We start from the raw sequence: 23558 nt of genomic DNA on the forward strand, positions 1-23558 counted from the left end.
CCGAGAAGTAGCCGACCGTGTCATTTTTATGGATAAAGGTGTGATTCAAGAAGAAGGCACACCTGAAGACATCTTTTTACATCCAAAAAATGACAGAACACAAGACTTTTTAGAAAAAGTACTATAAAATGAAGTCAAAGGTTGATCCTTTGACTTTTTTATTATTAAGGAGGATATAAATGAATAAGACAATGTTAAATGCTTTTTACCAAATACCAGGTGAAAATTTATTAATGGAATTTACTGATTTAGCCAGTAAAACCCCTAACCTATTAAATTTATCTATTGGAGACCCAGATATTACAACCCCTAAAGAAATTATTGATGCTGCATTTAAAGATGTTTCTAATGGACACACACATTATACCGCTTCTGATGGAAGTGATGACTTTTTAACAAGTGTTATCAATTTTTATAAAAAACAATATGGTTTATCTTTTGAAAAAAATCAAGTCAGAGCTACTGTGGGCGCCTTACAAGGAATGTATCTTACTCTTCAAGTTTTACTAAATGAAGGAGATGAGGTCATTATACATGAACCTTACTTTTCGCCTTATAAAACACAAGTTATTGAAGCTGGTGGTGTGCCTGTAATCATCCCAACTTATGAGAAAGATGAATTCCAAATCGATCCAATAATTTTAGAAAAAGCCATTACATCAAAAACAAAAGCCATCATTATTAACTCGCCAAACAATCCAACTGGTGCTGTTTTTTCTAAAGATACCCTAACTAAAATTGCCGATATCGCTAAAAAACATCAACTATTTATTTTATCTGATGAAGTTTATGAAGCATTCACTTTTGGCGAACCTTTTACTCCTATGGCTTCATTAGCGCCAGATAATACCATCACCTTTAGTAGTTTCTCAAAAACATTCGCTATGACTGGTTGGAGAATAGGCTATATGATTGCACCAAAATATATTAACGATGCCTGTCATTTATTATCTGAAGATGTTACTTACTCTGCTCCTACCCCTTCTCAACGAGCTGGTATTTATGCTTTAGACCATTATCATGACGTCTCAAAAGAAGTTGTTGATTTATTTAAAGAACGCCTTCAATATATTGAAAAACGCGTTAAAGACATTCCATTTTTAAGTCTTCATCCATTAAAGGGAAGTATTTATGCCTTTATTAACATTAGCCAGACAGGATTAGATTCTGTTGCTTTTTCTAAAAAATTGTTAACGGAGAAACAAGTTCTCGTTATTCCAGGTCAAGCATTTGGGGAAGGTGGTACTGACTTTATCCGATTAGCTGCGACACAAGATATTCCTGTTCTAGAAGAAGCCTTTAATCGTTTAGAAACTTTAACGTTTGAATAATTTCTAATTATTTTATCAACTCTGCTATTTATGATACACTACACAAAAGGAGAGATAACTATGGCAAGAAAACATTCACTTATTGAGTTAAAAAACAAAGTATTATCATCTAATTTGTACATTTCAGAAGGACGTATCGTCATTATCTATAATAATTCTGAGCGTTTTATCTATGACGATATCGACTTTTTTGAATTAGTTTATAATGGTGATGATTTATATCTTAATTTTTCTAAAAAAGGAACGGACGAAAGATATGATGAACGCATTAATTTAACAACTGTTCATAATATTAATGGCGTATTAATTAATCCTGCTGCGTAGCCTCAATTAATTTTGGGGCTTTTTATTTTATTTTTTAGGTTACCTTAATATTTTTTTCCATCTGTTCTAAATAGTAAATTGTCTGTTATACTAGCTTTCGTATCATTTAAGGAGTGAGTTTATTGACAAAAAGGATTAATGAGATTAAACAAGCAGAAAAAGGAGCCATTATTAGTATATTTGCTTATATATTTTTGGCATTTATCAAATTAGCAGCCGGTTATTATGGTAAATCACAAGCTCTATCTGCAGACGGTTTGAATAACTTCACAGATATGATTGCTTCTATTGCCGTGTTGATTGGACTAAAAGTTTCGCGTAAACCTGCTGACAACGAACATCGATACGGGCATTGGAAAGCAGAAAATGTTGCCTCTTTATTAACCTCTTTGATTATGTTTGCCGTTGGTGTACAAGTTGTGATGGATGGTATCCGTTCTGTGATAGACAGACAAATGGAACAGCCTAGTCAACTAGCTGCCTATGTTGGTCTATTTTCTGCAGCGATTATGTATGGTGTTTATTTAATTAATAAAAAAATTGCAGAAAAAAATAATAGTCAAGCTTTACACGCTGTTGCTAAAGACAATTTTAGTGACATGTTAACAAGTATTGGGACTTCTGTCGCTGTTTTTGCCGCATCATTTAAATTAGGTTGGCTTGATACATTAACCGCGATTGTCATTGGTTGTATTATTTTGAAAACGGCTTATGAAATTTTCAAAGAAAGTACATTTTATTTATCTGATGGTTTTGACAAAGATTTGTTAGCGATGTATAAAGATGATATTCTTAATATGGATGGAATTATGGATGTTGTTAGTATTCGTGCTAGAAGTTTAGGAGCGAATGTATTCTTAGACGTTGTTGTCTCAATGAATCCAACTCTAACTGTTGAAAATAGTCATCATTTAGTCGATCAATTAGAATCTGAGCTAAAAGAAAAATATGATATTTTTGACATTGATGTCCATGTCGAACCTTTTTATCCAAGTAAATAAAGTTCAAAGGATATGATAATATGTCATTAAAACATAAAGTAGGAATTATAGGTGGCGGTATTGTTGGTTCAACTGCCGCCTTTTATTTATCTCAAGAACCAACTGTTGATGTCACTTTGTTTGATGACGGGACTGGTCAAGCAAGTTCAGCTGCTGCCGGTATTATTTCACCTTGGTTATCACAAAGAAGAAATAAAGAGTGGTACTTTCTAGCTAAAGAAGGGGCCAAGTTTTACACTCGGTACATGTCAGATTTATCAGATTTTTTAGATACAACAAAAATCTATCATAAAACTGGAACGTTACTTTATAAAAAAACGCCTAAACTCCTTGATAAATTAGAATCCATTGCTAATAAACGGTTAGTAGATGCTCCAGAAATTGGTGATATTTCTCATCTTACGGAAAAAGAAATCAATCAATTGTATCCATTTATCACATCAACAGATGATGCCTTATTTATTACAGGTGGTGCTAAAATTGATGGAGAACAACTAATCAATGGGATTCATTCTATTTTAAAAGAAAGTGATCAGTTAATAAAAACGAGCGTATCCAAGATAGAATATATGAATCATCAATGGAAAGTCCATACTAAACATGACATCTTGATGTTTGATTCATTGTTTTTAACTGTTGGAGCGTGGTTACCTCAGCTATTAGAACCTCTTCACTATCATGTTGATATTAGACCACAAAAAGGACAACTAATTGAAGTACAGTCTAATCTTTCTACAACAGATTTACCTGTTATCATGCCTGTTGGAGAATCTGATATCATCCCTTTTTATGATGGAAAAATATTGATTGGTGCTACTCACGAAAATGATGAAGGTTTTGACTTAACACCTGATCATACACAATTAGAACATTTAAAACTGGTGGCAAGTGATACTATCGATTTTTTAGCTGAATTACCTATCACACAACACAGAGTGGGAACTCGTGCTTATACATCAGATTTTTTACCATTTTTTGGTGAAGTAAATGGACTTGAAAATGTGTGGGTTGCCAGTGGCTTAGGATCTTCTGGTTTGACAACTGGACCAATAATTGGTAAAACATTGGTAGACTGGCTATTAAAAAAAGAAACAAATTTTGACAGTTATAAAGCTCAACCAAATAACTATATCAAACCTACAACCTGGGAGGAAATATAAATGGGATTAACATTTAAACGAAAAGACTCACTTGAAAAAATGTTTGAAGAATTTGCAATTGAACCAAAAGAGGATAAAAAAGATAAACCTGAAAAAGAAAAAACAACGGTTAATTTTTCAGTTAATCAACAACCTACTGATAAAGACAAAAAATAAAAAAGAGTCCACACATCACGTGGATTCTTTTTTATTTAACAATATATAGCCAAGCATCTTTTTCATCCAGTAATTTCGGATTTTTTTCGGCTTCTTCATTAATTGATACCACAACACCTGTAACGGGTGAATCGTATTCAACAACCGCTTTTTCTGCTTCTAATTCAACGATAGGATCACCTATTTTTATCTCTTTACCTACTTTAGGTAACATTGCAAACGTAATGCTTCCTAGATCATCTTGAGCTGTAGGAGTTAAACCAACCATTTTCCCCATCTCAACGTCTTTTACCCATAATGTTTCTTCTGACATACCAACACTTCCTTATTTAGTTTAACAATAATGATTCATAGTCTGCTTCTTTAAATCCTAGTAATACTTTATCCCCAACTTCTAAAATAGGGCGTTTAATCAACATACCATCCGCATTTAAGCGAGTTGCTGCTTCGTCATAAGAAAAATCATTCACAATTTCTTTTAAATGTTGTTCTCTATAACGCACACCACTTGTATTAAAGAAACGACGAACTGGATAGTCATTTGTCTCCATCCAATGGATTAATTGTTCTTTTGTAGGGGGTGTTTCAATCATATCTATTAATTTATACTCAATATTATGCTCGTCTAGCCAAGCAATCGCTTTTTTACACGTTGAACATTTTGGATACCAATAAAAAGTTGTCATTTTCTCACCTTCACTTCTTTATTTAATACGTTTATAGTATAGCATATCAATTATTAAAAAAAAGATTCATTTTTTCTTTTTTCTAATATAATCTTGATTTTTATGATAGAATAAATTAGTTAATATATTTTAGCAATTATTTTGTAGGAGGGACAAGCATGTCAAGATCTTCCAATAAAGAAGACTATTTAAAAGCAATTTATGAAAATAATGGAATTGACGAATTTGTTTCGAACAAGACACTCTCCCAACATCTTCATGTATCCCCAGCATCTGTTAGTGAAATGGTTGAAAAGCTACAGAAAGATGGCTTGATTGAGTATAAACCTTATACTGGTGCTAAATTAACTTTAGAAGGATTAAATCAAACAATTATCATTATTCGAAACCATCGTATCATCGAAACATTCTTATATGATAAATTGGGATACTCTTTATATGATTTACACCATTTATCTGAAGAATTAGAACATGTCAAAGATTCTGTCTTTTTTGATAGACTCTATGACTATCTAGGTAGTCCAACAAATTGTCCCCATGGTGGTATTATCCCAACAGAAGAAAATTACCGCGAGCAAGCGATTATTCCCTTAACTGAATTTAAAGTTGGCGACATGCCAATTATTGGCCGAGTGATGGATGATGTATCGGTCTTAACTTATCTGGATAGTATCAACTTATCTATTGGTGATACCATCACTATTTTAGATATTGATGACTTCAATGAATTAATTATATTTAAAATTAATAAAGATGACTCACAACATCATATTAGTAATAAACAAGCTAATATTATTTTTTCAACAAATTAACCCACAAAAACAAGCTAGCACAGTTACTTAACTACACTAGCTTGTTTTTTTTCGATGAATAATGATATCTCATATTCATGACTAAACCAACACCAATCATATTACTGACTAAGGCTGATCCACCTTGACTGATAAAAGGTAAAGGAATTCCTGTTAGCGGAAGTAAGCCAATATTTGCTCCAATATTCTCAAACACATGAAAGAGAATTAGCATCACTACTCCAGCTGTCACATAAGAAAAGAAAACATTCTTTGTTTCAAAACAGGCATGAATCATTCGATAAATCAGTAGTAAATACAAAAGAATCACAAAAACACTGCCCACAAAGCCAAAATTTTCCGCAATCACTGAAAAAATCATGTCAGACGATCTAACTGGAACATGAACATCCGATACGTTATACCCTTTACCAAAAAAACCACCCGTTGCTATGGCTAATAGTGCTTGGACTTGTTGATAGGACTGTCCAGTCGGGTCAAAAAACGGATCAATCCACGCATCAATTCTAGCAAATTGATAGGATTTGAACCCTAATTTATATAAAAACTGCCGGCCATTTTCTGTTGTCACTAAAAAAATCAATGTGATTCCTAAAAACAAAAAGACTCCTACAACAGATAATACAATTTTCCACGAAATACCAGAAACTAAAAACACGCCTCCCAGAATGGCTAAAAATACTAGCATAGTACCAAAATCATTTTGTAGATTAAGTAGTATTGCAATAGGCAAGGTAACTAACAACATTTTTCCAATCAATAAACTATCTGTTTTCATATCTCGATTACCAAACTCTTGGTTGTGCTTCGTTACAATATAAGCCAACATTAAAATATACAACACTTTAACCAGTTCTGCTGGTTGAAATGTCAATGACCCAAATCGAAACCAATTTTTTGATCCAGTCTCTATCGCAAGAGCAGCGTCATAAAAAAATAGTAACGCAACCATTAGGAGAATTCCTACACCATAAGCATAAGGTGTTAGTTTCCAAATAATATTGGGTTTAACAACCATTGTTACATATAAAGAAGCGGCCCCGATAGCATACCATAATACTTGTTGCATCATTTTTTTTATGGCATCAGCAGAAGAATACTCCCCACTAATAGCAACGTACATCGACATTAAACCGATAATACTTAACAAAAAAACGGGCAATAAGATTCGATAATCAACTTGATGTAACTCCCTTTTTTCCGCTCGTAACATAGGCTAATCCTTCTTAACGTCAATAATTTCAGATTCTTCCTCAGATATTGACGGATTACTTGGACTAGACATCATTTGGTTCACCAGTTTATGCCTTAAATCAGAAATTTCAAGCTGACTCTCTTTTAATTTTTGTTCCAACTCATTTACCTGTTGATTCTCAACACCCTCTAACTGTGCAGTCTTTAAATCAGTAATATATTGATTTAACTCTTTTACTGTGCGATTTTTTTTCCAGATAGTCCCTACTGTTCCTATTAAAGCTATCAATGCACCAATGATAACCGAAATAATAATGATTAATACTAAAGGCACACGCTGCTTTGTAAAAATAAAATTAATCGTAATAGGTTGAGCATTTATCACTGCAAAAAGTACCACCACAAATAATAATAGTAACATGACAATCGTTTTAGTTGTATTTTTCATGTTATCTACGTCACTCCTCTACTTTTTATTAAACAAGCCTCCAGCTAAATAATCACCCAATCTTGGGAATAGTGTGTATCCAATACTTCCAACTTCCATAATAAAAGGTGTGTTAATTTCCCGTCTACTGCTTCCAATCGTATTAACAATCTTCTTAGCTAATCGATCAGGTTCTGTAACAAATGCTGAGACTTGTTTTAAATAGTCACCTGTTGGATCTGCCGTATCGAAAAAGTTCGTTCTCATTGGTCCAGGATTAACGGTTAACACTTTAATACCAAATGGTTTTAATTCTAATCTTAGTGCATTTGACCATCCAATCACCGCAAATTTCGTTGCCGCATACACACTAGATTTCGGTGTTGCCATTTTTCCTGCTTGTGATGCGACATTAATGATATGACCTGTTTTATTTTCTGCCATCATTACAGCTATTTTTTGTGTTAAAGTCATTAGCCCTAAAATATTAACTGAAAACATCAGGTCTATCTCTTCTTGACTTGTCTCTAAAAATGGTTTAAAAATACCTACTCCTGCATTATTAACTAATACATCAATGGTCACTTCTTTTTCTTCAATAAATGTTACCAACTCATTCACGCTATCATAATCCGTAATATCTAGATGATGAATCAATACTTGACCTGTTGTCATTGCTTGAGACATACTTGCTACTTTTTTTAATTTCTCCACATTTCTAGCACATAATATCAAAGATGCATTTTTTTTTGCTGCCTCATAGGCAATCTTCTCACCTAATCCACTAGATGCTCCTGTGATTAATACATAGTTATTTTTCAATGTTTTTACTGTCAATCTGACCCCTCCTTTTTATTTTTTTAAAGGAATATCAAACACATCAAAATCTTTTACAATGGTTGAAGACTTAAACACCGTTTGTGCTTCGTTTTGAAGCTCTAATGCTTGTCTTCCTAAATAACGCGCGCTGATATGCGTTAAGTACAATTGTTTAACTCTTGCTTTTTTAGCCACTGTTGCCGCTTGTAAACTGGTTGAATGATAATAATTTCTAGCTAGCTTACCTTCTGATGCACTAAATGTGCTCTCATGTACTAAACAATCCGCTTGCTCTGCTAATGTGTAACAATTAGGATGTGTCCTAGTATCACCCAATATCGTCACAACACGCCCCTTTATATTAGGGCCTAAATAATCTTTTCCATTAATAACTCGTCCATCTGGTAAAGTCACCATTTCGCCATCTTTAATTTTTTTATAGATAGGACCTGGCATAATTTGTTCTTCACGTAATTTTTGAACATTTAATTCACCTGGATAATCTTTTTCCACTACTCTGTAACCAAAACATTCAATCCGGTGATCCAAATAATCACAATACACACTAAAGGTTTTATCATCAAAAATAAGCCCAGGTTTATCTATTTCAATAAATTTAATGGGGTATTTTAAATGTGTATCAGAAATCCTAAGCGTTAATTCAATGTATTCTTTGATTCCTTTTGGCCCATATATTTCAAGTTGCTCTGACCCTCCTTGAAATGAACGACTACTAATAAGTCCTGGTAATCCTAAAATATGATCACCATGTAAATGTGTCACAAATATTTTAGCAATTTTTCGAGGACGAATGGTTGTATGTAATATTTGTTGTTGTGTTCCTTCTCCACAATCAAATAACCAAACTTCATTTCTTTCATCTAATAACTTTAAAGCAATGCTTGTCACATTGCGTTGCTTGGCAGGTACTCCAGCACCTGTTCCTAAAAATTGTAATTCCATTTTTCCCCTGCTTTTCTTTCATTCTTTTTAACTATACCAACTATTGTATCAATTTTTAAAGAGTATCGCACCTTAAAAACAAAAAAATGAGAAAGAATATCTCTTTCTCACTTTGATTAATCAACAAATTCAAACACAAAATCTTTGATGCGAACTAAGTCCCCATCTTTTGCTCCCATTGTTCTAAGCGTTTCATCTACACCCATACCACGTAATTGACGAGCAAATTTCATTGTGCTTTCTTCTCTATCGAAGTTTGTCATAACAAATAATTTTTCAAGTTTATCACCTGATAGTACCCATGTTGCATCATCTTCACGCGATACACTAAACTCAGGTTCATCTTCTTTAAAGGTATACGTTACAACGTCTTCTTCTTCCTCATCTTCAAAGTATAGAGGGAATTCTGGCGTGACTTCTAATAAATCTGCTGTAGCATTTAAAAGTGGGGCAACCCCTTGTTGTGTCACACCTGAAATTGGAAAGATTTTAATATCATCTTCCCACTCATCTGTTTTTAACTCAGCTAATTTTTCTTTAAAAATAGCTAAATTTTCTTCCGAGTCTGGCATATCCATTTTATTGGCCACAATTAGTTGTGGTCTTTCCATCAAACGTAAATCATAAGATTCTAATTCTTTATTAATCAACAGGTAATCTTCAAATGGATCACGGCCTTCCATTCCACTCATATCAACCACATGCAAAATAACACGTGTTCGCTCAATATGACGTAAGAATTGTGTTCCAAGTCCTACTCCTTCAGAAGCTCCTTCGATTAATCCTGGTAAATCGGCCATAACAAAACTACGTCCATCACTTGTTGTGACCATCCCTAAATTAGGAACAATGGTTGTAAAATGATACGCGCCAATTTTTGGTCTAGCTTTTGATACAATGGATAACAACGTTGATTTTCCAACTGAGGGAAATCCAACAAGACCAACATCAGCTAAAACTTTTAATTCTAACTCGATTTTTCTTTCTTGTCCTGGCTCTCCATTTTCTGATATTTCAGGTGCCGGATTTCTTGGCGTCGCAAATCGAACATTCCCACGTCCACCACGACCGCCTTTAGCAACTAAAAGCGTTTGACCTTTAACTAATAAATCGCCTAAAATTTGACCTGTTTCAACATCTCTTACAACCGTTCCTGGTGGGACACTAACATAAGTATCTTCTGCTCCTCTACCATGCATGCCTTTACTCATCCCATGCTCACCTGGATGTGCTTTAAAGTGACGATTGTATCTAAAATCCATTAAGGTACGTAATCCTTCATCTACTTGAAATATAATACTTCCACCACGACCACCATCTCCACCGGCTGGTCCTCCATCTGGAACATATTTCTCTCGTCTAAATGCCACCATTCCGTCTCCACCATTACCGGCTTTCACGTCAATTGTGACTTGATCTAAAAACATGGACATGTTAGTCCACCTCTTTTCTTTAAAAAATCTCTTTTCTATTGTATCTGTTCGTTTTTTATTTGTCTACCACGTTTCATACTTTCATAATAAAACATGTTAAAAATCACTCTTCTTGTTTTTCCAATATCGCAGTCACAATACCCGGAACGCCTCGATTGTATCCGTCATCATATTTAATTAATTTAAATCCTAATGACTGTATCAACCACTCAAATTCTTTTAACCCATACCAATATAAAGTAAAATGGGAATACTCTGTTTCAACTACTTTACCTTCATTTATTAATTCATACTTGTCAATAGAGGTTGTTTGTTGACTAATCCAGTCGATGGATTCATCGTAATGAGTATATATAATAGTCTCAGTATTAGATATATCAATTTTAGATTGTGTGATTTTTCCTTTTTTAAAATCATTTGGGACAATTAAATCTAAAATCACTTTCCCCTTACAACTTAAGCAGTGATAAAACCCCTTTAAAACTTTTTCTATCCTATCTTTTTCTAATAAGCAAAAACTTCCAGTCGGCATAATAATCGCTTCATATTCTTGATTTAATGATAAGTCAAACAAATCTTGTTGATAAACAAATGTTGACACAGAATATGCCTCCATATTTTTTTTGCATTGTGATAACATGTCTTCCGACACATCAACGCCTTCAACATTTAGTCCCTTTTCTAATAATGGGATAAGAACCCGGCCTGTTCCAACACCAGCTTCCAGAATACTTCCCTTCACATCTTGTAAAAAATCATAATAATATTCAATATCACCATCCAAGGATTGGCCTACTGCTTTTGTTTTCTGATACATCATTGTGCTAAGAGGACCATACTCTTTAAACATATATAACGCCTCCTATATATTTGTTAACAAGTATTAGTATATCATTGAATGTATTTTGATACGACTTTTCATCATGTTTTCATTATCAGTCTTAAAAACTTACCATTTAAACCACCTTTTATATTTGGAAAGTTATTTAAAGTCTGTTACTATTATAAAGAGTTTACAAATCAAACTATTATATGGAGGCTTTTTTATAATGAAGAAACAACAATTGTTTTTAGCGTCAACAACCCTTCTTTTATCATTGGCTTTGTTTTCAGCTTGTGGTAATAACGATTCAGCAAAAAAAGAAACTGCAACAAGTAAAACAGAACAATCAACAGCTGCTTCAAGTACAGCAACTTCAGAATCAGTAGATATTAATTCTTTAGAGCTACCACAATTATCAACAGAAGTAGCAAAAGACGAAGACTTAGTTGAAATGGTGACAACTGAAGGATCAATTAAAATTAAATTGTTCCCTAAAATTGCACCAAAAGCAGTTGAAAACTTTATGACACACGCTAAAGATGGATATTATAATGGACTTATTTTTCATCGTGTAATAAATGATTTCATGATTCAAGGTGGCGACCCTGAGGGAAATGGGACAGGTGGAACAAGTATCTGGGATAAACCATTTGAAGATGAATTCTCAAATCAATTGTACAACTTAAGAGGTGCTCTATCTATGGCAAACTCTGGTGCAAATACAAATGGGAGTCAATTCTTTATCGTTCAAAATAGTGATGACATGTCTGATGGATTATTAGCAGAAGATGTTCCAACTAAGATTATCGACGCTTATAAAAAAGGTGGCGCACCTCACTTAGATGGAAGACATACTGTATTTGGACAAGTTATTGAAGGCATGGATATTGTTGATAAAATCGCTAAAGTAGAAAAAGACGAAAATGACAAGCCTAAAAAAGATATCAAGATTGAAAAAATAAATATTCTCCAAGAAGCAGCTGAATAATAATAATAAAAACTTTCTGATAACTGATATATATTAAGTTAGCAGAAAGCTTTTTTATGCAATCAATTATCAATATGATAATTTTAAAATTATTTCTTTTAGTATGTCACCCTCTCTTTAATTTTCCTTGTATCCCATTTTAAAACATAACACTATTAATATGTTCATTAACCATTTTTTTCTAAAAATAATATAAGAATTTATAAAATATTAGCTAGTTTTAGTTGTTATATAGTCATTTATTGTATTATGCTAAGAGAGATTCATTTTTTATGAAACATGACACGTTATAAAAGGAGTTTGTACATGGTACCAAAACAAACTGGAATTGGACAATCACATGGAAAAATTATCTTACTGGGAGAACATGCAGTAGTTTATAATTATCCATCGATTGCTATACCTTTTCCTAAAACATCTATCCAAACAATCGTAGAAAAAGCGACATCTCATCAAACTATCTCTTGTGACTTTTATACTGGATTACTTGATGATATGCCTGAATTATTAGACAGCTTAAAAGAAGCTATCCATCTAAGTTTGAAGACATTAAATCAAGAAACTTATCCTTTATCTATCACCATCACAAGCACCATCCCTGCTGAACGGGGTATGGGATCAAGCGCTGCAGTAGCTGTGGCAACTGTCAGAGGTATTTTTGATTATTTTAATGCCGAATTAACGCAATCAAAACTACTAGAGTTAGTTAATACATCTGAAAAAATCGCTCACGGTAATCCTAGTGGGCTAGATGCCCTAATGACAAGTTCCTCTACTCCTTATTATTTTATTAAAGGACAAAAAGAAGTCCCTTTAAATATGGTTTTAGATGCCTATCTAGTCGTTGCAGATACTGGTGAGACTGGACAAACAAAAGATGCTGTTGAAAGTATCAGTCAAAAACTACAACAAAAAAACTCTCTACATTATCAATTTTTAATTAACTCTCTTGGTGATTTACCAAAAAAAGGAAAAATCGCCTTAGAGACGAATCAGCCAAAAATTTTAGGAAATTATATGACGCAGGCTCACAATATATTAAAAGAGCTAGGTGTATCTAGTGAAAAATTAGATGAACTTGTTGAAGAAGCCATAAACCATAAAGCTCTTGGAGCAAAATTAACTGGTGGCGGTCGTGGTGGATGTATGATAGCATTAGCAATGGATAAAAAATCGGCTCATGAAATTGCTCAAGCTTTAGAAGCTCTTGGAGCAAAACAGACATGGGTATATGAAATGAGTGAACAACTATTATGAAACAAATTGGACGATGTCGTGCCCACACCAATATTGCGTTAATTAAATATTGGGGTAAAAGAAACAATGACCTTTTTTTACCAATGAATAGTAGTCTTTCTTTAACCTTAGATGCTTTTTATACTGATACCTCTGTTACTCTTGATTCTAAGCTTGAAACAGATGAGTTTTTCCTAAATGGAACGAAACAAGACAAAGACGAAACAAAAAAAATTAGTCGCTTTCTTGATTTATTTCGTCAAACAGCAAACAGTGAGGTACATGCTAAAATTGAAAGCTATAATCATGTACCAACTGCGGCAGGTCTTGCTTCTTCTGCTTCAGCTTTTGCTGCCCTTGCTGGTGCTGCAAACACTGCTTGGCAACTTAATTTAGACAAACAAACCCTCTCTACTTACGCTCGTCGTGGAAGCGGAAGTTCGACTAGAAGTATCTATGGTGGTTTAGTTGAATGGACGATGGGTGAAGGAGATATATCTGAGTCCAGTCACGCAATCGAAATTGATGATGCATCATGGGACATCGGAATGATTGTCATTGCGATTAACAAGCATAAAAAGAAACTATCAAGCCGTGTTGGAATGAAACTAACTGTTGATACCTCACCATTTTATCCAGTATGGGTCACCGAAGCGAAAAAAGATTTAATCGCCATGAAAGAAGCTATCAAACGAAAAGATTTCATCAAGCTTGGAGAAATCACTGAATCAAATGGGATGAAAATGCATGCAACCATGCTTGGAGCAACTCCTCCTATTTCATACTGGGAACCTGACAGTGTTAAAGCAATTAATAAAGTTAAAGAAATTCGTAACAATGGCATCCCTTGTTATGTTACAATGGACGCTGGACCGAATGTGAAGGTATTATGTAGGCAATCACAAATGTCTGACATATTAGATAAATTAAAAGAAAGTTTTACAAATGATCAGTTAATTTGTTCAGCTGTGGGAGAAGGAATTAAACAGTTAACTGACACAGAATGGAGTTACTAAAGGGGAGATTTTTTTGATTAAAGCAAGTGCACCAGGAAAATTGTACATAGCTGGTGAATATGCTGTACTAGAACCTGGAAATCCTGCGCTAATCGTTGCACTGGACCAATTTATTACTGTAACGCTAAAGCAAGCAGATAAACAAGGAAGCATTTGTTCATCTTATTCAAATGGTATTTCCATTCCTTGGACAAGAAAAAATGGAAAGTTTTACATGGATGAACGTGATAATCCTTTTTCCTATATTGCTAGCTCTGTAACGATTGTCGAATCGTATTTAAAAGAACTAGGATTACCATTAAAATATTTTGATTTAACGATTGAAAGTGAATTAGATAATAAAGATGGACGTAAATATGGTCTTGGTTCAAGTGGTGCTGTAACTATTGCTACCATTAAAGCCATGTTACAATTTTATGATATTAACTATAATGCAGAATTACTTTATAAATTAGCAGCCATCACTCACCTTTCATTGCACAGTAATGGCTCATTTGGCGACTTAGCTGCCAGTTCGTTTGAAGGATGGGTTGCTTATTCGTGCTTTGAAAAAGAATGGGTATTAAACCATTTGACAAATAAAACACTCACTTTAGTTGAGTTACTAAATGAAAACTGGCCAAAACTAATGATTGAACCACTTGAAGCCCCAACTAATTTAGATTTGTATATTGGTTGGACAGGAACACCAGCTTCAACGACGTTACTTGTTGACACAATGAACGACGAGCAACATGAAATGAATGGTTTTTACCGAGATTTTCTAGAAAAAAGTGCAAGTTGTGTCAAAGATTTAATTAAAGCTTTCAAAGACGGAAACATTGAATCATTTCAAGAAGGTATTCGTTTAAATCGCTCTCTTCTCACATCACTAGCACAAAAAAGTGGGGTTGATATTGAAACAGAAGCCTTATTAAACTTGTGTCAAAGTGCAGAAGAATTTGGTGGGGCTGCTAAATCTTCTGGTGCTGGCGGTGGTGATTGTGGCATTGTTTTATTTAAAAAAGAAGATAATGCTTCTTCAATGCTGAAAAAATGGGAAGAACATGGTATTACAAATTTACCACTGAAAGTTTATCGTACTCCTAATACCACACATCAAGCAATTGTATCGGAGGTTTAATGTTCTATGACGACTTCTTGGAATCGTAAGGATCAACATATTCATTATGCTGAGATGCAATACAACCAACCCAAATCTAATGGCTTAGATGGTGTAAGATTTGTTCATCAATCTTTTTCTGAAATTAGCGTGAAGGATGTGTCCTTACACACCAATTTGGATACTTTAAACTTGGATGTTCCCTTTTTTATTAATGCGATGACTGGTGGTAGTGATAAAGCAGCGATCATCAATAAAAATTTAGCCTATGTAGCTCGTGAAACAAATTTAGCTATGGCAGTGGGGTCTATCAGTATTGCTTTAAATGACCCGACACAGCAAGAATCCTTTAAAATTGTTAGAAAAACAAATCCTAATGGTATGATATTTGCCAATCTAGGTGCCCATCACTCTGTTGAAAATGCTAAAAGAGCCGTTGACTTGATTGAAGCCAATGCTTTACAACTTCATTTAAACACACCACAAGAACTCGTGATGCCAGAAGGTGATCGTGACTTTTCGAGTTGGCTAAAAAATATTGAATCAATTGTTAATAGACTCAATGTCCCAGTGATTGTTAAAGAAGTTGGTTTTGGTATGTCCAAAGAAACGATTCAACAACTGATTGATGTTGGAGTAACCATTATCGATGTAGCAGGCAAAGGTGGAACCAACTTTATTGAAATCGAAAATCAACGACGAGAACTCAAAGAATATTCTTACTTATATGATTGGGGACAAACAACCGCTGAATCGCTACTAGAAGCTAGAAAATTTGCATCACAAGCATCGATTGTTTCCTCTGGTGGTATAAAAACACCACTTGATATGTTAAAAAGCTTTGGCTTAGGTGCAGTAGCAACTGGATTATCTGGTGAGTTTCTACACCTTATTTTAACAAAAGGAACGGATGAAACGATTCATCAAATTGAACGTTTCAAAGAAGAATTAACACACTTAATGGTCTTGGTCGGAGCAAAATCAATTGCGACTATAAAAGATCAACCACTTGTGTTAGATAGTCATCTAACAAATTGGTGCTATCAACGACATCTACCAATAAATTAAAAAGTGTAGCAAACCTTTATCTAACAGGTATGCTACACTTTTATATAGGAAAAATTTTGTTGCTGTAGTTCAACTAAGCGAAACACACCTGAAGGAACTATTTTTATCTTCGTTAAAAAATCACTCTCTTTTATCCCTTGATTTGCCATAGCTTTCTGACAACTTGAAAAAATAACAGGTTCCGTTTGAATAAGATGTTCTATCATTTGACATATAGACCTATCTAAATAACCTTTTATAGCTGGACCATTCGCTACTACTTCGACCTCAACCTCTTGCTCATCTTGACTCATTACTAAAAAATTTTTAACATTTGCTAAACAAGTTGGCCACATTGACTCTTCATGAATATGAAATACCACTTTCATGTTAACACTCCTCTCTTAAATAAATGGGTGAGCGATAGTAATCTTGCTCACTGGCAATATCTTTTTCAATTAACTGATAAATCTGACCAGCTCGTATATCTAAAGACAATTGACTCTCGTTTTTTTGGCTAATTTTAGTGATAATTGGCAACTCGCTCCTATTTTTTTCTTGTTTTAGATACCGCCTACCGATTTCATTAAAACCAAGTACTCTAAGGTATGATTGATTCCAAACTTGCTCAATTTCCTCTTGTGTCACGTTTAACAATAAGTATGTTGCTAAACGTTGTAACCTGGCCCAAGTGTATCGCTTCGTTTTAACCATTTCAATAAATTCTGACATGTTACGTGCTTTTTTTGCACACTCTTTCAGACGATACTCAATGCCTTCAGTTAATTGATATGTCTTAGCTAGTTCATTTGTTGAATGACTTAATAATTGATACTTGAGTAATGGCCAATAATCTTCCCATGAATGAAGTAGCATCTGATTCAAATCCGCCAGACTTTCTTTGGGTAGTGTATGTGAAATACTTGAAAGGTTATTTTCTAATGCCTGTTTTCTTATTCCTGTAGCACTTGAAAAAGTTTGATCTTGTATGCCTTCTTCATGATATCCTGATCCTTCTCGGTTAATGGGAATAAGTGACATAGGTGTATTGTATCTAGCATTTTCCTTTGCATATGCCATGCCTAAAATATGATTAGGTGAAGAAAAATCTAGTGGGACACTTGGCAGTAATTCACGATAAATTTGTGTCATTTGTTGCGGATAACTCTGTCCGTTATTTTTTAATTCCTGATACCGTAAATTGATGAGTGTTTCCTTTTCCACATACTCTTTTCCAAATCCACTATAATCTAGGGATTTAGTTGTATCCGTTCCAAAACAAAGCGCATCTACATGTAAACTTTGAAGTAGTTTCACACCACCTTTTGCAAAATAATCGGCTGATTGAACAGCATAGGCAAACGGCAATTCAATCACTAAATCGACACCATGTTTCAAAGCAACTTCTGCCCGATGCCATTTATCAATAATAGCAGGTTCTCCTCGTTGTAAAAAATTGCCACTCATAATAGCAATCAAGACATCTGCTTGTGATTTTTTTTTTGCTTGTTCTAAATGATACTTATGCCCATTATGAAATGGGTTGTATTCCACAATCACGCCACAACTCGTTAATCTCATTTTCTTCTCCCAACATAGTAAAATAGCTTAGAGAACAAGTCTCCAAGCCATTTTTTATTTTTGACAAATGAAAAACCAACGTTTTGACTCATCTTCTGGTTGATTATCGGTAAAATCTGCACAGACTATTACTTCTGAAAAACCAGCCTGTGTTAATAACGTTTGATAGGTTTCAATTGTATAGGTTCTTTCTTCATGTAACTCATCATAACGTTTAAATAGTTCGTCTTGATTATCTTCTTTAACAAAAAATGTCAAGAAGTGCTCGACGCTATAAGGAACATCTCCTGGATAGCTTTCCCATAAAAAAGCAAACTCATCTGTTTGGTAGTGATAACTATACTCTGAAAATTCCTCTTCTATTTTAAAAATAGAATGAACGTCAAATAAAAATGTTCCATCTGATTTTAAAGAGCGATAGACTTCTTTAAAAACAGTTTGGACAGCTTCCTCATCTGGCATATAACATAATGAATCAGAATAACACGTAACCACATCATAGTCTTCGTTTTTATTCAAATCAAGCATATCCCCTACTTCAAAAGATAATAAGTCATCTTCTGGCGTGGTTCTCTCTTTGGCAAGCTCAATCATTTCCTTGGATAAATCCAATCCGACAACTTGATGACCTAAATTAGCCAATTCAACAGATAATATGCCTGTTCCACAAGCTAATTCTAGGATTTCTTTGGGTTTGTCACCTATGTGACGGGTTGTAAAATTCAACCAATCCTCATAAACCGTTTCATCCATGACTTCATCATAGATTTTGGCAAATGTTTGATATGTGGTCATTAACTTACTACCATATGATCAATGTTTACTAATGGAGCATCTGACCATAATTTTTCTAAATTATAGAATTCACGCTCTTCTCCATAAAAGACGTGAGCAATCACATCACCTAAATCGATTAATACCCATCGAGCTGACTCTTTTCCTTCAACACGTCTAACCTCAATATTATGTTTGTATGCTTCATCTACGATTTCTTTTGCGATGGCTAATACTTGTTTATCACTATTTCCATGACAAATCACAAAATAATCTGCTAATAAAGATACCTTAGATACATTTAATCCCACGATGTCTTCAGCACGTTTGTCATCTGCTGCCTTTACTACTAATTCTAAAATCTGCTCACTATTAATAATGAATCCCTCCTAATTACTTACAACCCAATAATTATATGTTTCCAATGTTTTTGGGTAAATCTTTTTTTTGCTTTTTAACAAATAATTTAATGTATGATACGTTTCATATGCTACGGCTTCATCCAAATCACGATTAGCACACTCTCTTGCTTCGATTACACCAGGAAAATCGCGACCATCTTCAATATAGTCTGCGACATAAATGACTTTTGCTAACTCTGTCATCTCTTTAGCGCCTGTTGTATGAAGTCTAATAGCATCAAGAATTTCTGGATTTGTAATATCTAATTCTTTTTCAACTAAATAAGCACCTAACACACCATGCCAAATAGCATTTCCATAATCCAGCAAATCATTAGAAAAATCATGTGATTTAATTAAATCTATCATCTCATCATCCGATCTTTCTTTAGCATAATCATGCGTTAAAGCTGCAATACTCGCTTCTTCTTTATCGACGTGATACTTTTCTGCTAACTCTAGTGCTTTTTTTTCCACTCGTAAGACATGTTGAAATCGTTTTTCTGACATTTGTCGTGATATTTTATCCATTAATTCTTCACGGGTTAAATCAGTATTTTTTTTACCATAAACTAACTCAGTTGTCATGTTTGTACAAGTCCTTTTTCTGTATATAGTCTATTACATTGTCTGGCACAAGATACTTAATCGGGCAGCCTCTTTGGATATTTCCTCTTATTAATGATGAACTCACATCAATTCTAGGAGAATCTACCCATATTAGAGGATATTTCGACACTTCTGGGTAACCACTACGCTTAATCGCAACAAACTGAACCATTTGAACCAATTCGTCAATTCGATACCATTTTGGTAAATACTCAACCATATCTCCACCTATAACAAAATAATAATCCGTATTCGGATTTTTTGCAATTAAAGACTCCATTGTATCAAATGTATAACTTTTGCCTTCACGAAATACTTCTTCTAATTCAATATTTAGATAAGAGCTAGTTTCTGTGGCTAGTTTCAACATGTCTACTCTATGAGTGGCATCAATAACTGTTTTTTTATCTACATGTGGCGGTTGATACGTTGGCATTAAATAAAATTCATCTAATCCCAACTGACCATAAACTTGATCTGCCATCACCAAGTGCCCTATGTGAACAGGATTAAATCCGCCACCTAAAATGCCCACGCGTTTTCTAGATTGAGTTAATGTGTCAACTTCTTCCTTAACAAGCGCATGATGTTGTTTAGTTATCATAAAAAAATCCCTCTACATTTTTTTAACAAGTGGTGAAATTTTTTGATATTTATCTTTAGAAGATGGTCTGTATAACACAATAATGCGTCCAATAATTTGAACAGCTGAACAACCCAGCTCTTCTTCCATACGCCATGCAACATCTTGAATGTCCTCATCCGTATTTTGTAACAGTGTAATTTTAATTAATTCTCTTTTTTCTAAAATATCATCCACTTGATCATAAACTGTATCAGTTAATCCATTTTTTCCAATTTGAACGATTGGGTCTAAATGATGTGCTTGACTTCTTAAAAATCTCTTTTGTTTTCCACGTAATTCCATATATACTTTATCCCTCTTTCTTAAATCAAGGCTTTTCTGATGATAACATCAACGCCTTTTGGTGCCCATCCTGCTACAACACAAGGTTTAGGGACTGTGACCCATCCAAGTCCTGCAAAAACTAAATCTGTTTTTTCTTTAACTGAAAATTCAAAACGAACCAACTCTGGAAAATCTGCTACTTCATTTTCTCTCGGTGGTTGTAATAATCCTCCAACATGTTTTTCATAAAATTCACTTGCCGTTGCAAGCTTTGTCCGATGAAGAACTAGTTCATTTGAAACATAAGCAATAAATCCCATTTTTTCACCTTGAATCACATCAAAACGAGCTAATCCTCCTAAAAAGAGTGTTTGCCCATCATTTAATTGATACACTTTTGGCTTGATTTCTTTAGTTGGTGACACTAATCGTAAATCTTTTTTTCCTAAATAATGCGCCATTTGATGACGATGAATAATCCCAGGTGTATCAATTAAACAACTACCATCTTCAAATGGAATTTCTATCAAATCAAGTGTTGTTCCTGGAAATTGAGAAGTTGTAATAACATTATCAATTCCTGCTGATTGTCTTATAATTTCATTGATTAATGTTGATTTACCAACATTTGTTACACCTACTATATACACATCTCTACCATCACGATACTTATCAATCAATTCAAGTAAATCACTTATATCTTGTTTGCGTTTAGCACTAGTTAACGTCACGTCTATTGGTCGTAAACCAGCTTCGTGAGAACGTTCCTTCATCCATTGAATTAAGCGTGGTTTTTTAAGTGATTTAGGTAAAATATCCGCTTTATTTCCAACTAAAAGGACAGGATTATCACCGACAAATCGATGTAAACCTGGAATTAAACTTCCATTGAAATCAAAAATATCTACCACATTGACAATTAATGCCTCTGCATCACCTATTTTATTTAACAATGCTAGAAAATCACCATCTGTTAAATCCACATCTTGAATTTCATTATAGTGTCTTAGACGAAAACAACGTTGACAATACAATTCTCCAGATTCTAATCCTTTTTCCAAAGCAGATTGTGGTGTATAGCCAATTTTTTTATCATCTTCTGTTTGTATCGTTGAACCACAACCAATACATTTTAATTCATCAGTCATTTAATGACGTCCTCCATTTCATATCTGGATGTTTCTTTAACAAGTGCAACATGATTTTCTTTTCCATAGCACGATTGATACGCGTATTCCAAGCATCCGTTTCAACAATTGGTTTCACTAAAATAGTTCGAATTCCTGCGCTATTTGCTCCCTTCACGTCAGTCATTAATTGATCTCCTATCATGACTAAGTGTTTTGCAGGTAAATTATAGCGTTTTTCAACTTCTTTAAACCCTTTGTTAAAAGGTTTCATCGCACGTGAGACATAATCCAGCCCTAAAGATTCAACCGCTCTTTTAATGCGTGATTCTTTATTGTTAGAAACAACAATCACTGGAATATTTGCTTCTTTCATACGTTGAATCCAATCAAGTAATTCAGGTGTCCCATCAGGATTGTTCCAGGCAATCAACGTATTATCTAAATCTGTTAAGACAGCATCAATTCCTTTTGACTTCAACTGAGCAGGCGTAATGTTATAAATTTTATCTACCATCCATGTTGGTTTATATTGATTAAACATATCTTCTTCCTTTCAAAAAAAATAGAGGCTCCTAGGCACTCTACGTCAACTGTTATTATACGCTATTTTTAGTGAGATTTCATCCGTTACGATTAATTAAATTTATATAAGTTGTATGATAAAAATAAAGGAGGGGTTGCTTTATAACATATATTATTCCTTTATTTTGCTTATCATTCTTAATTATACCGTTTAAATCTATAATTTTTTTGTTATAAAATTATTACTTTAACTTATAGTTATTTACATATTCTTACTAAAGATGTACAATAAAGGTAGTTTTTTTAAAAGGAGGAAGTTTATGTTTAACAAAAATAATATTCTTAAGGGATTATGCGTTTCTGCTTTAGGTTTAGGTCTAGGTTTGAGCCTTTCAACTGAAACTGAGGCAGCTGAAAAAAAATGGGTGCCAAATACACCTGACATGATTCAAATTGATGAATTTCAGTCTGAATATATCATCAAATGGGGAGACACCTTATCTGCAATTAGCGTAAAAACGGGTATCAGTGTTGAAACAATTGCTAAAGCAAATGCAATTGAAAATCCGAACTTAATCTATGTTGGTGACAAATTAGTTTTTGATTGGGAAAAGAAAACTGTAAGTTATGTAACAGCTGATGGTGAAGTAGTTGGAACAACTTCAATTGAAGAGAAGTCTTATATCACAACCATTACAACAACAGAAGAAAATGTATCACTAGTAACTACAACAGATAATTCATTAGTATCTATTAAACCAATGAATCCTATTTATCCTATCAAGCCTGGTAATCCTACCGGGCCCGGTAATCCTACTGAGCCTGGTAATCCTACCGAGCCCGGTAATCCCACTGAGCCTGGTAACCCTACTGAGCCCGGTAATCCTACTGAGCCTGGTAATCCTACCGAGCCCGGTAACCCTACTGAGCCTGGTAACCCTACTGAGCCTGGTAACCCTACTGAGCCCGGTAATCCTGGTGGTACAACAAGTGAACAAGAACAAGTTATTCAAATTATGTTACAACTAATTAATGACCATAGAAATTCACATGGTTCGCCATCTCTAACTTTATCTGAACAATTAGTTTTAGCATCTGAAATTCGTGCGGAAG

The 23558-nt window shown here is 34.1% G+C and carries 29 protein-coding genes and 1 pseudogene; 13 read left to right on the top strand and 17 right to left on the bottom strand.

The window, feature by feature from the left end; all coding sequences use genetic code 11:
* From glnQ to CBF36_RS12315, 6 genes and pseudogenes are all read left to right on the top strand, one after another.
* Positions 1–127 (top strand): annotated as a pseudogene (glnQ, locus tag CBF36_RS10385) (glutamine ABC transporter ATP-binding protein GlnQ); the annotation flags it as partial.
* Positions 128–179: 52 nt separating this feature from the next.
* Positions 180–1331, top strand: a complete 1152-nt coding sequence (locus tag CBF36_RS10390; protein ID WP_125958363.1) for a pyridoxal phosphate-dependent aminotransferase — start codon at positions 180–182, stop codon at positions 1329–1331.
* A 60-nt stretch (positions 1332–1391) separates the two neighbouring features.
* Positions 1392–1655 carry a hypothetical protein gene (locus CBF36_RS10395; RefSeq protein WP_125958364.1) on the top strand — a complete coding sequence of 88 codons (264 nt, stop codon included), beginning with the start codon at positions 1392–1394 and terminating at the stop codon, positions 1653–1655.
* A gap of 122 nt (positions 1656–1777) precedes the next feature.
* The gene (locus CBF36_RS10400) at positions 1778–2656 is read left to right on the top strand and encodes a cation diffusion facilitator family transporter (RefSeq protein WP_125958365.1); all 879 of its coding nucleotides are present in this window, start codon (positions 1778–1780) and stop codon (positions 2654–2656) included.
* Between the two features lie 20 nt (positions 2657–2676).
* Positions 2677–3816, top strand: coding sequence for an NAD(P)/FAD-dependent oxidoreductase (locus tag CBF36_RS10405; protein WP_125958366.1), 1140 nt, complete (start codon positions 2677–2679; stop codon positions 3814–3816).
* On the top strand, positions 3817–3972 hold the full coding sequence (locus CBF36_RS12315; protein ID WP_165865463.1) for an SPJ_0845 family protein: 156 nt from the start codon (positions 3817–3819) through the stop codon (positions 3970–3972).
* 31 nt (positions 3973–4003) lie between these two features.
* Here the strand turns inward: CBF36_RS12315 and CBF36_RS10410 are convergent, their stop codons facing one another.
* Positions 4004–4285: a glycine cleavage system H family protein gene (locus CBF36_RS10410; RefSeq protein ID WP_125958367.1), complete on the bottom strand. Its 282-nt coding sequence runs from the start codon at positions 4283–4285 to the stop codon at positions 4004–4006.
* 16 nt (positions 4286–4301) lie between these two features.
* Positions 4302–4658, bottom strand: a complete 357-nt coding sequence (locus CBF36_RS10415) for an arsenate reductase family protein (RefSeq protein WP_125958368.1) — start codon at positions 4656–4658, stop codon at positions 4302–4304.
* Between the two features lie 158 nt (positions 4659–4816).
* Here CBF36_RS10415 and CBF36_RS10420 point away from each other — a divergent pair, with 158 nt between their 5' ends.
* Positions 4817–5470 carry a metal-dependent transcriptional regulator gene (locus CBF36_RS10420; RefSeq protein ID WP_125958369.1) on the top strand — a complete coding sequence of 218 codons (654 nt, stop codon included), beginning with the start codon at positions 4817–4819 and terminating at the stop codon, positions 5468–5470.
* A gap of 31 nt (positions 5471–5501) precedes the next feature.
* On the opposite strand, the gene CBF36_RS10425 is transcribed toward CBF36_RS10420, so the two are convergent.
* From CBF36_RS10425 to CBF36_RS10450, 6 genes are all read right to left on the bottom strand, one after another.
* Entirely contained in the window at positions 5502–6683 is a 1182-nt protein-coding gene (locus CBF36_RS10425; RefSeq protein WP_125958370.1) for an FtsW/RodA/SpoVE family cell cycle protein, read from the bottom strand.
* 3 nt (positions 6684–6686) lie between these two features.
* On the bottom strand, positions 6687–7112 hold the full coding sequence (locus CBF36_RS10430) for a lipopolysaccharide assembly protein LapA domain-containing protein (RefSeq protein WP_125958371.1): 426 nt from the start codon (positions 7110–7112) through the stop codon (positions 6687–6689).
* An 18-nt stretch (positions 7113–7130) separates the two neighbouring features.
* Positions 7131–7928: an SDR family NAD(P)-dependent oxidoreductase gene (locus tag CBF36_RS10435; RefSeq protein ID WP_165865464.1), complete on the bottom strand. Its 798-nt coding sequence runs from the start codon at positions 7926–7928 to the stop codon at positions 7131–7133.
* 15 nt (positions 7929–7943) lie between these two features.
* The gene (rnz, locus tag CBF36_RS10440) at positions 7944–8873 is read right to left on the bottom strand and encodes a ribonuclease Z (protein ID WP_125958372.1); all 930 of its coding nucleotides are present in this window, start codon (positions 8871–8873) and stop codon (positions 7944–7946) included.
* Positions 8874–8989: 116 nt separating this feature from the next.
* On the bottom strand, positions 8990–10306 hold the full coding sequence (obgE, locus tag CBF36_RS10445) for a GTPase ObgE (protein ID WP_125958373.1): 1317 nt from the start codon (positions 10304–10306) through the stop codon (positions 8990–8992).
* A 103-nt stretch (positions 10307–10409) separates the two neighbouring features.
* Entirely contained in the window at positions 10410–11156 is a 747-nt protein-coding gene (locus CBF36_RS10450; RefSeq protein WP_125958374.1) for a class I SAM-dependent methyltransferase, read from the bottom strand.
* 199 nt (positions 11157–11355) lie between these two features.
* On the opposite strand from CBF36_RS10450, the gene CBF36_RS10455 reads away from it, so the two are divergent.
* The 5 genes from CBF36_RS10455 to fni all read left to right on the top strand — a co-directional run bounded on the left by CBF36_RS10455 (position 11356) and on the right by fni (position 16539).
* A complete protein-coding gene (locus CBF36_RS10455; protein ID WP_125958375.1) occupies positions 11356–12117 on the top strand; it encodes a peptidylprolyl isomerase in 762 nt (253 codons plus the stop codon).
* Positions 12118–12423: 306 nt separating this feature from the next.
* Positions 12424–13374 carry a mevalonate kinase gene (mvk, locus tag CBF36_RS10460; RefSeq protein ID WP_125958376.1) on the top strand — a complete coding sequence of 317 codons (951 nt, stop codon included), beginning with the start codon at positions 12424–12426 and terminating at the stop codon, positions 13372–13374.
* Positions 13368–14369: a diphosphomevalonate decarboxylase gene (gene mvaD / locus CBF36_RS10465; RefSeq protein WP_125958377.1), complete on the top strand. Its 1002-nt coding sequence runs from the start codon at positions 13368–13370 to the stop codon at positions 14367–14369. The genes mvk and mvaD overlap by 7 nt, the downstream gene beginning before the upstream one ends.
* Positions 14370–14382: 13 nt before the next feature.
* Entirely contained in the window at positions 14383–15492 is a 1110-nt protein-coding gene (locus tag CBF36_RS10470; protein WP_125958378.1) for a phosphomevalonate kinase, read from the top strand.
* 6 nt (positions 15493–15498) lie between these two features.
* The gene (gene fni, locus CBF36_RS10475; RefSeq protein WP_125958379.1) at positions 15499–16539 is read left to right on the top strand and encodes a type 2 isopentenyl-diphosphate Delta-isomerase; all 1041 of its coding nucleotides are present in this window, start codon (positions 15499–15501) and stop codon (positions 16537–16539) included.
* Positions 16540–16571: 32 nt separating this feature from the next.
* On the opposite strand, the gene CBF36_RS10480 is transcribed toward fni, so the two are convergent.
* Genes CBF36_RS10480 through CBF36_RS10520 form a run of 9 tightly spaced genes read right to left on the bottom strand, consistent with a single transcriptional unit; the run spans position 16572 to position 22464 of the window.
* Positions 16572–16907: a DsrE family protein gene (locus CBF36_RS10480; protein ID WP_125958380.1), complete on the bottom strand. Its 336-nt coding sequence runs from the start codon at positions 16905–16907 to the stop codon at positions 16572–16574.
* 1 nt (position 16908) lies between these two features.
* Positions 16909–18099 (bottom strand): nucleotidyltransferase, encoded by a 1191-nt coding sequence (locus CBF36_RS10485; protein ID WP_125958381.1) that lies wholly within the window; start codon positions 18097–18099, stop codon positions 16909–16911.
* A 54-nt stretch (positions 18100–18153) separates the two neighbouring features.
* On the bottom strand, positions 18154–18894 hold the full coding sequence (locus CBF36_RS10490) for a class I SAM-dependent DNA methyltransferase (RefSeq protein ID WP_125958382.1): 741 nt from the start codon (positions 18892–18894) through the stop codon (positions 18154–18156).
* Complete coding sequence (rsfS, locus tag CBF36_RS10495; protein WP_125958383.1) at positions 18894–19235, bottom strand: ribosome silencing factor; 342 nt, start codon at positions 19233–19235, stop codon at positions 18894–18896. The genes CBF36_RS10490 and rsfS overlap by 1 nt, the downstream gene beginning before the upstream one ends.
* A 27-nt stretch (positions 19236–19262) precedes the next feature.
* Positions 19263–19862, bottom strand: coding sequence for a bis(5'-nucleosyl)-tetraphosphatase (symmetrical) YqeK (yqeK, locus tag CBF36_RS10500; protein WP_125958384.1), 600 nt, complete (start codon positions 19860–19862; stop codon positions 19263–19265).
* Positions 19852–20487, bottom strand: coding sequence for a nicotinate-nucleotide adenylyltransferase (locus CBF36_RS10505; protein ID WP_125958385.1), 636 nt, complete (start codon positions 20485–20487; stop codon positions 19852–19854). The genes yqeK and CBF36_RS10505 overlap by 11 nt, the downstream gene beginning before the upstream one ends.
* Positions 20488–20499: 12 nt before the next feature.
* Complete coding sequence (yhbY, locus tag CBF36_RS10510) at positions 20500–20811, bottom strand: ribosome assembly RNA-binding protein YhbY (RefSeq protein ID WP_125958386.1); 312 nt, start codon at positions 20809–20811, stop codon at positions 20500–20502.
* Positions 20812–20831: 20 nt separating this feature from the next.
* Entirely contained in the window at positions 20832–21941 is a 1110-nt protein-coding gene (yqeH, locus tag CBF36_RS10515) for a ribosome biogenesis GTPase YqeH (protein WP_125958387.1), read from the bottom strand.
* A complete protein-coding gene (locus CBF36_RS10520) occupies positions 21934–22464 on the bottom strand; it encodes a YqeG family HAD IIIA-type phosphatase (RefSeq protein WP_125958388.1) in 531 nt (176 codons plus the stop codon). Before CBF36_RS10520 ends, yqeH begins: the two co-directional genes overlap by 8 nt.
* Positions 22465–22765: 301 nt before the next feature.
* On the opposite strand from CBF36_RS10520, the gene CBF36_RS12550 reads away from it, so the two are divergent.
* A partial coding sequence (locus tag CBF36_RS12550) for a LysM peptidoglycan-binding domain-containing protein (RefSeq protein WP_165865466.1) occupies positions 22766–23558 on the top strand: 793 nt, incomplete at its 3' end.

The organism is Vagococcus bubulae, from assembly GCF_003950315.1.
Taxonomy (GTDB): domain Bacteria; phylum Bacillota; class Bacilli; order Lactobacillales; family Vagococcaceae; genus Vagococcus; species Vagococcus bubulae.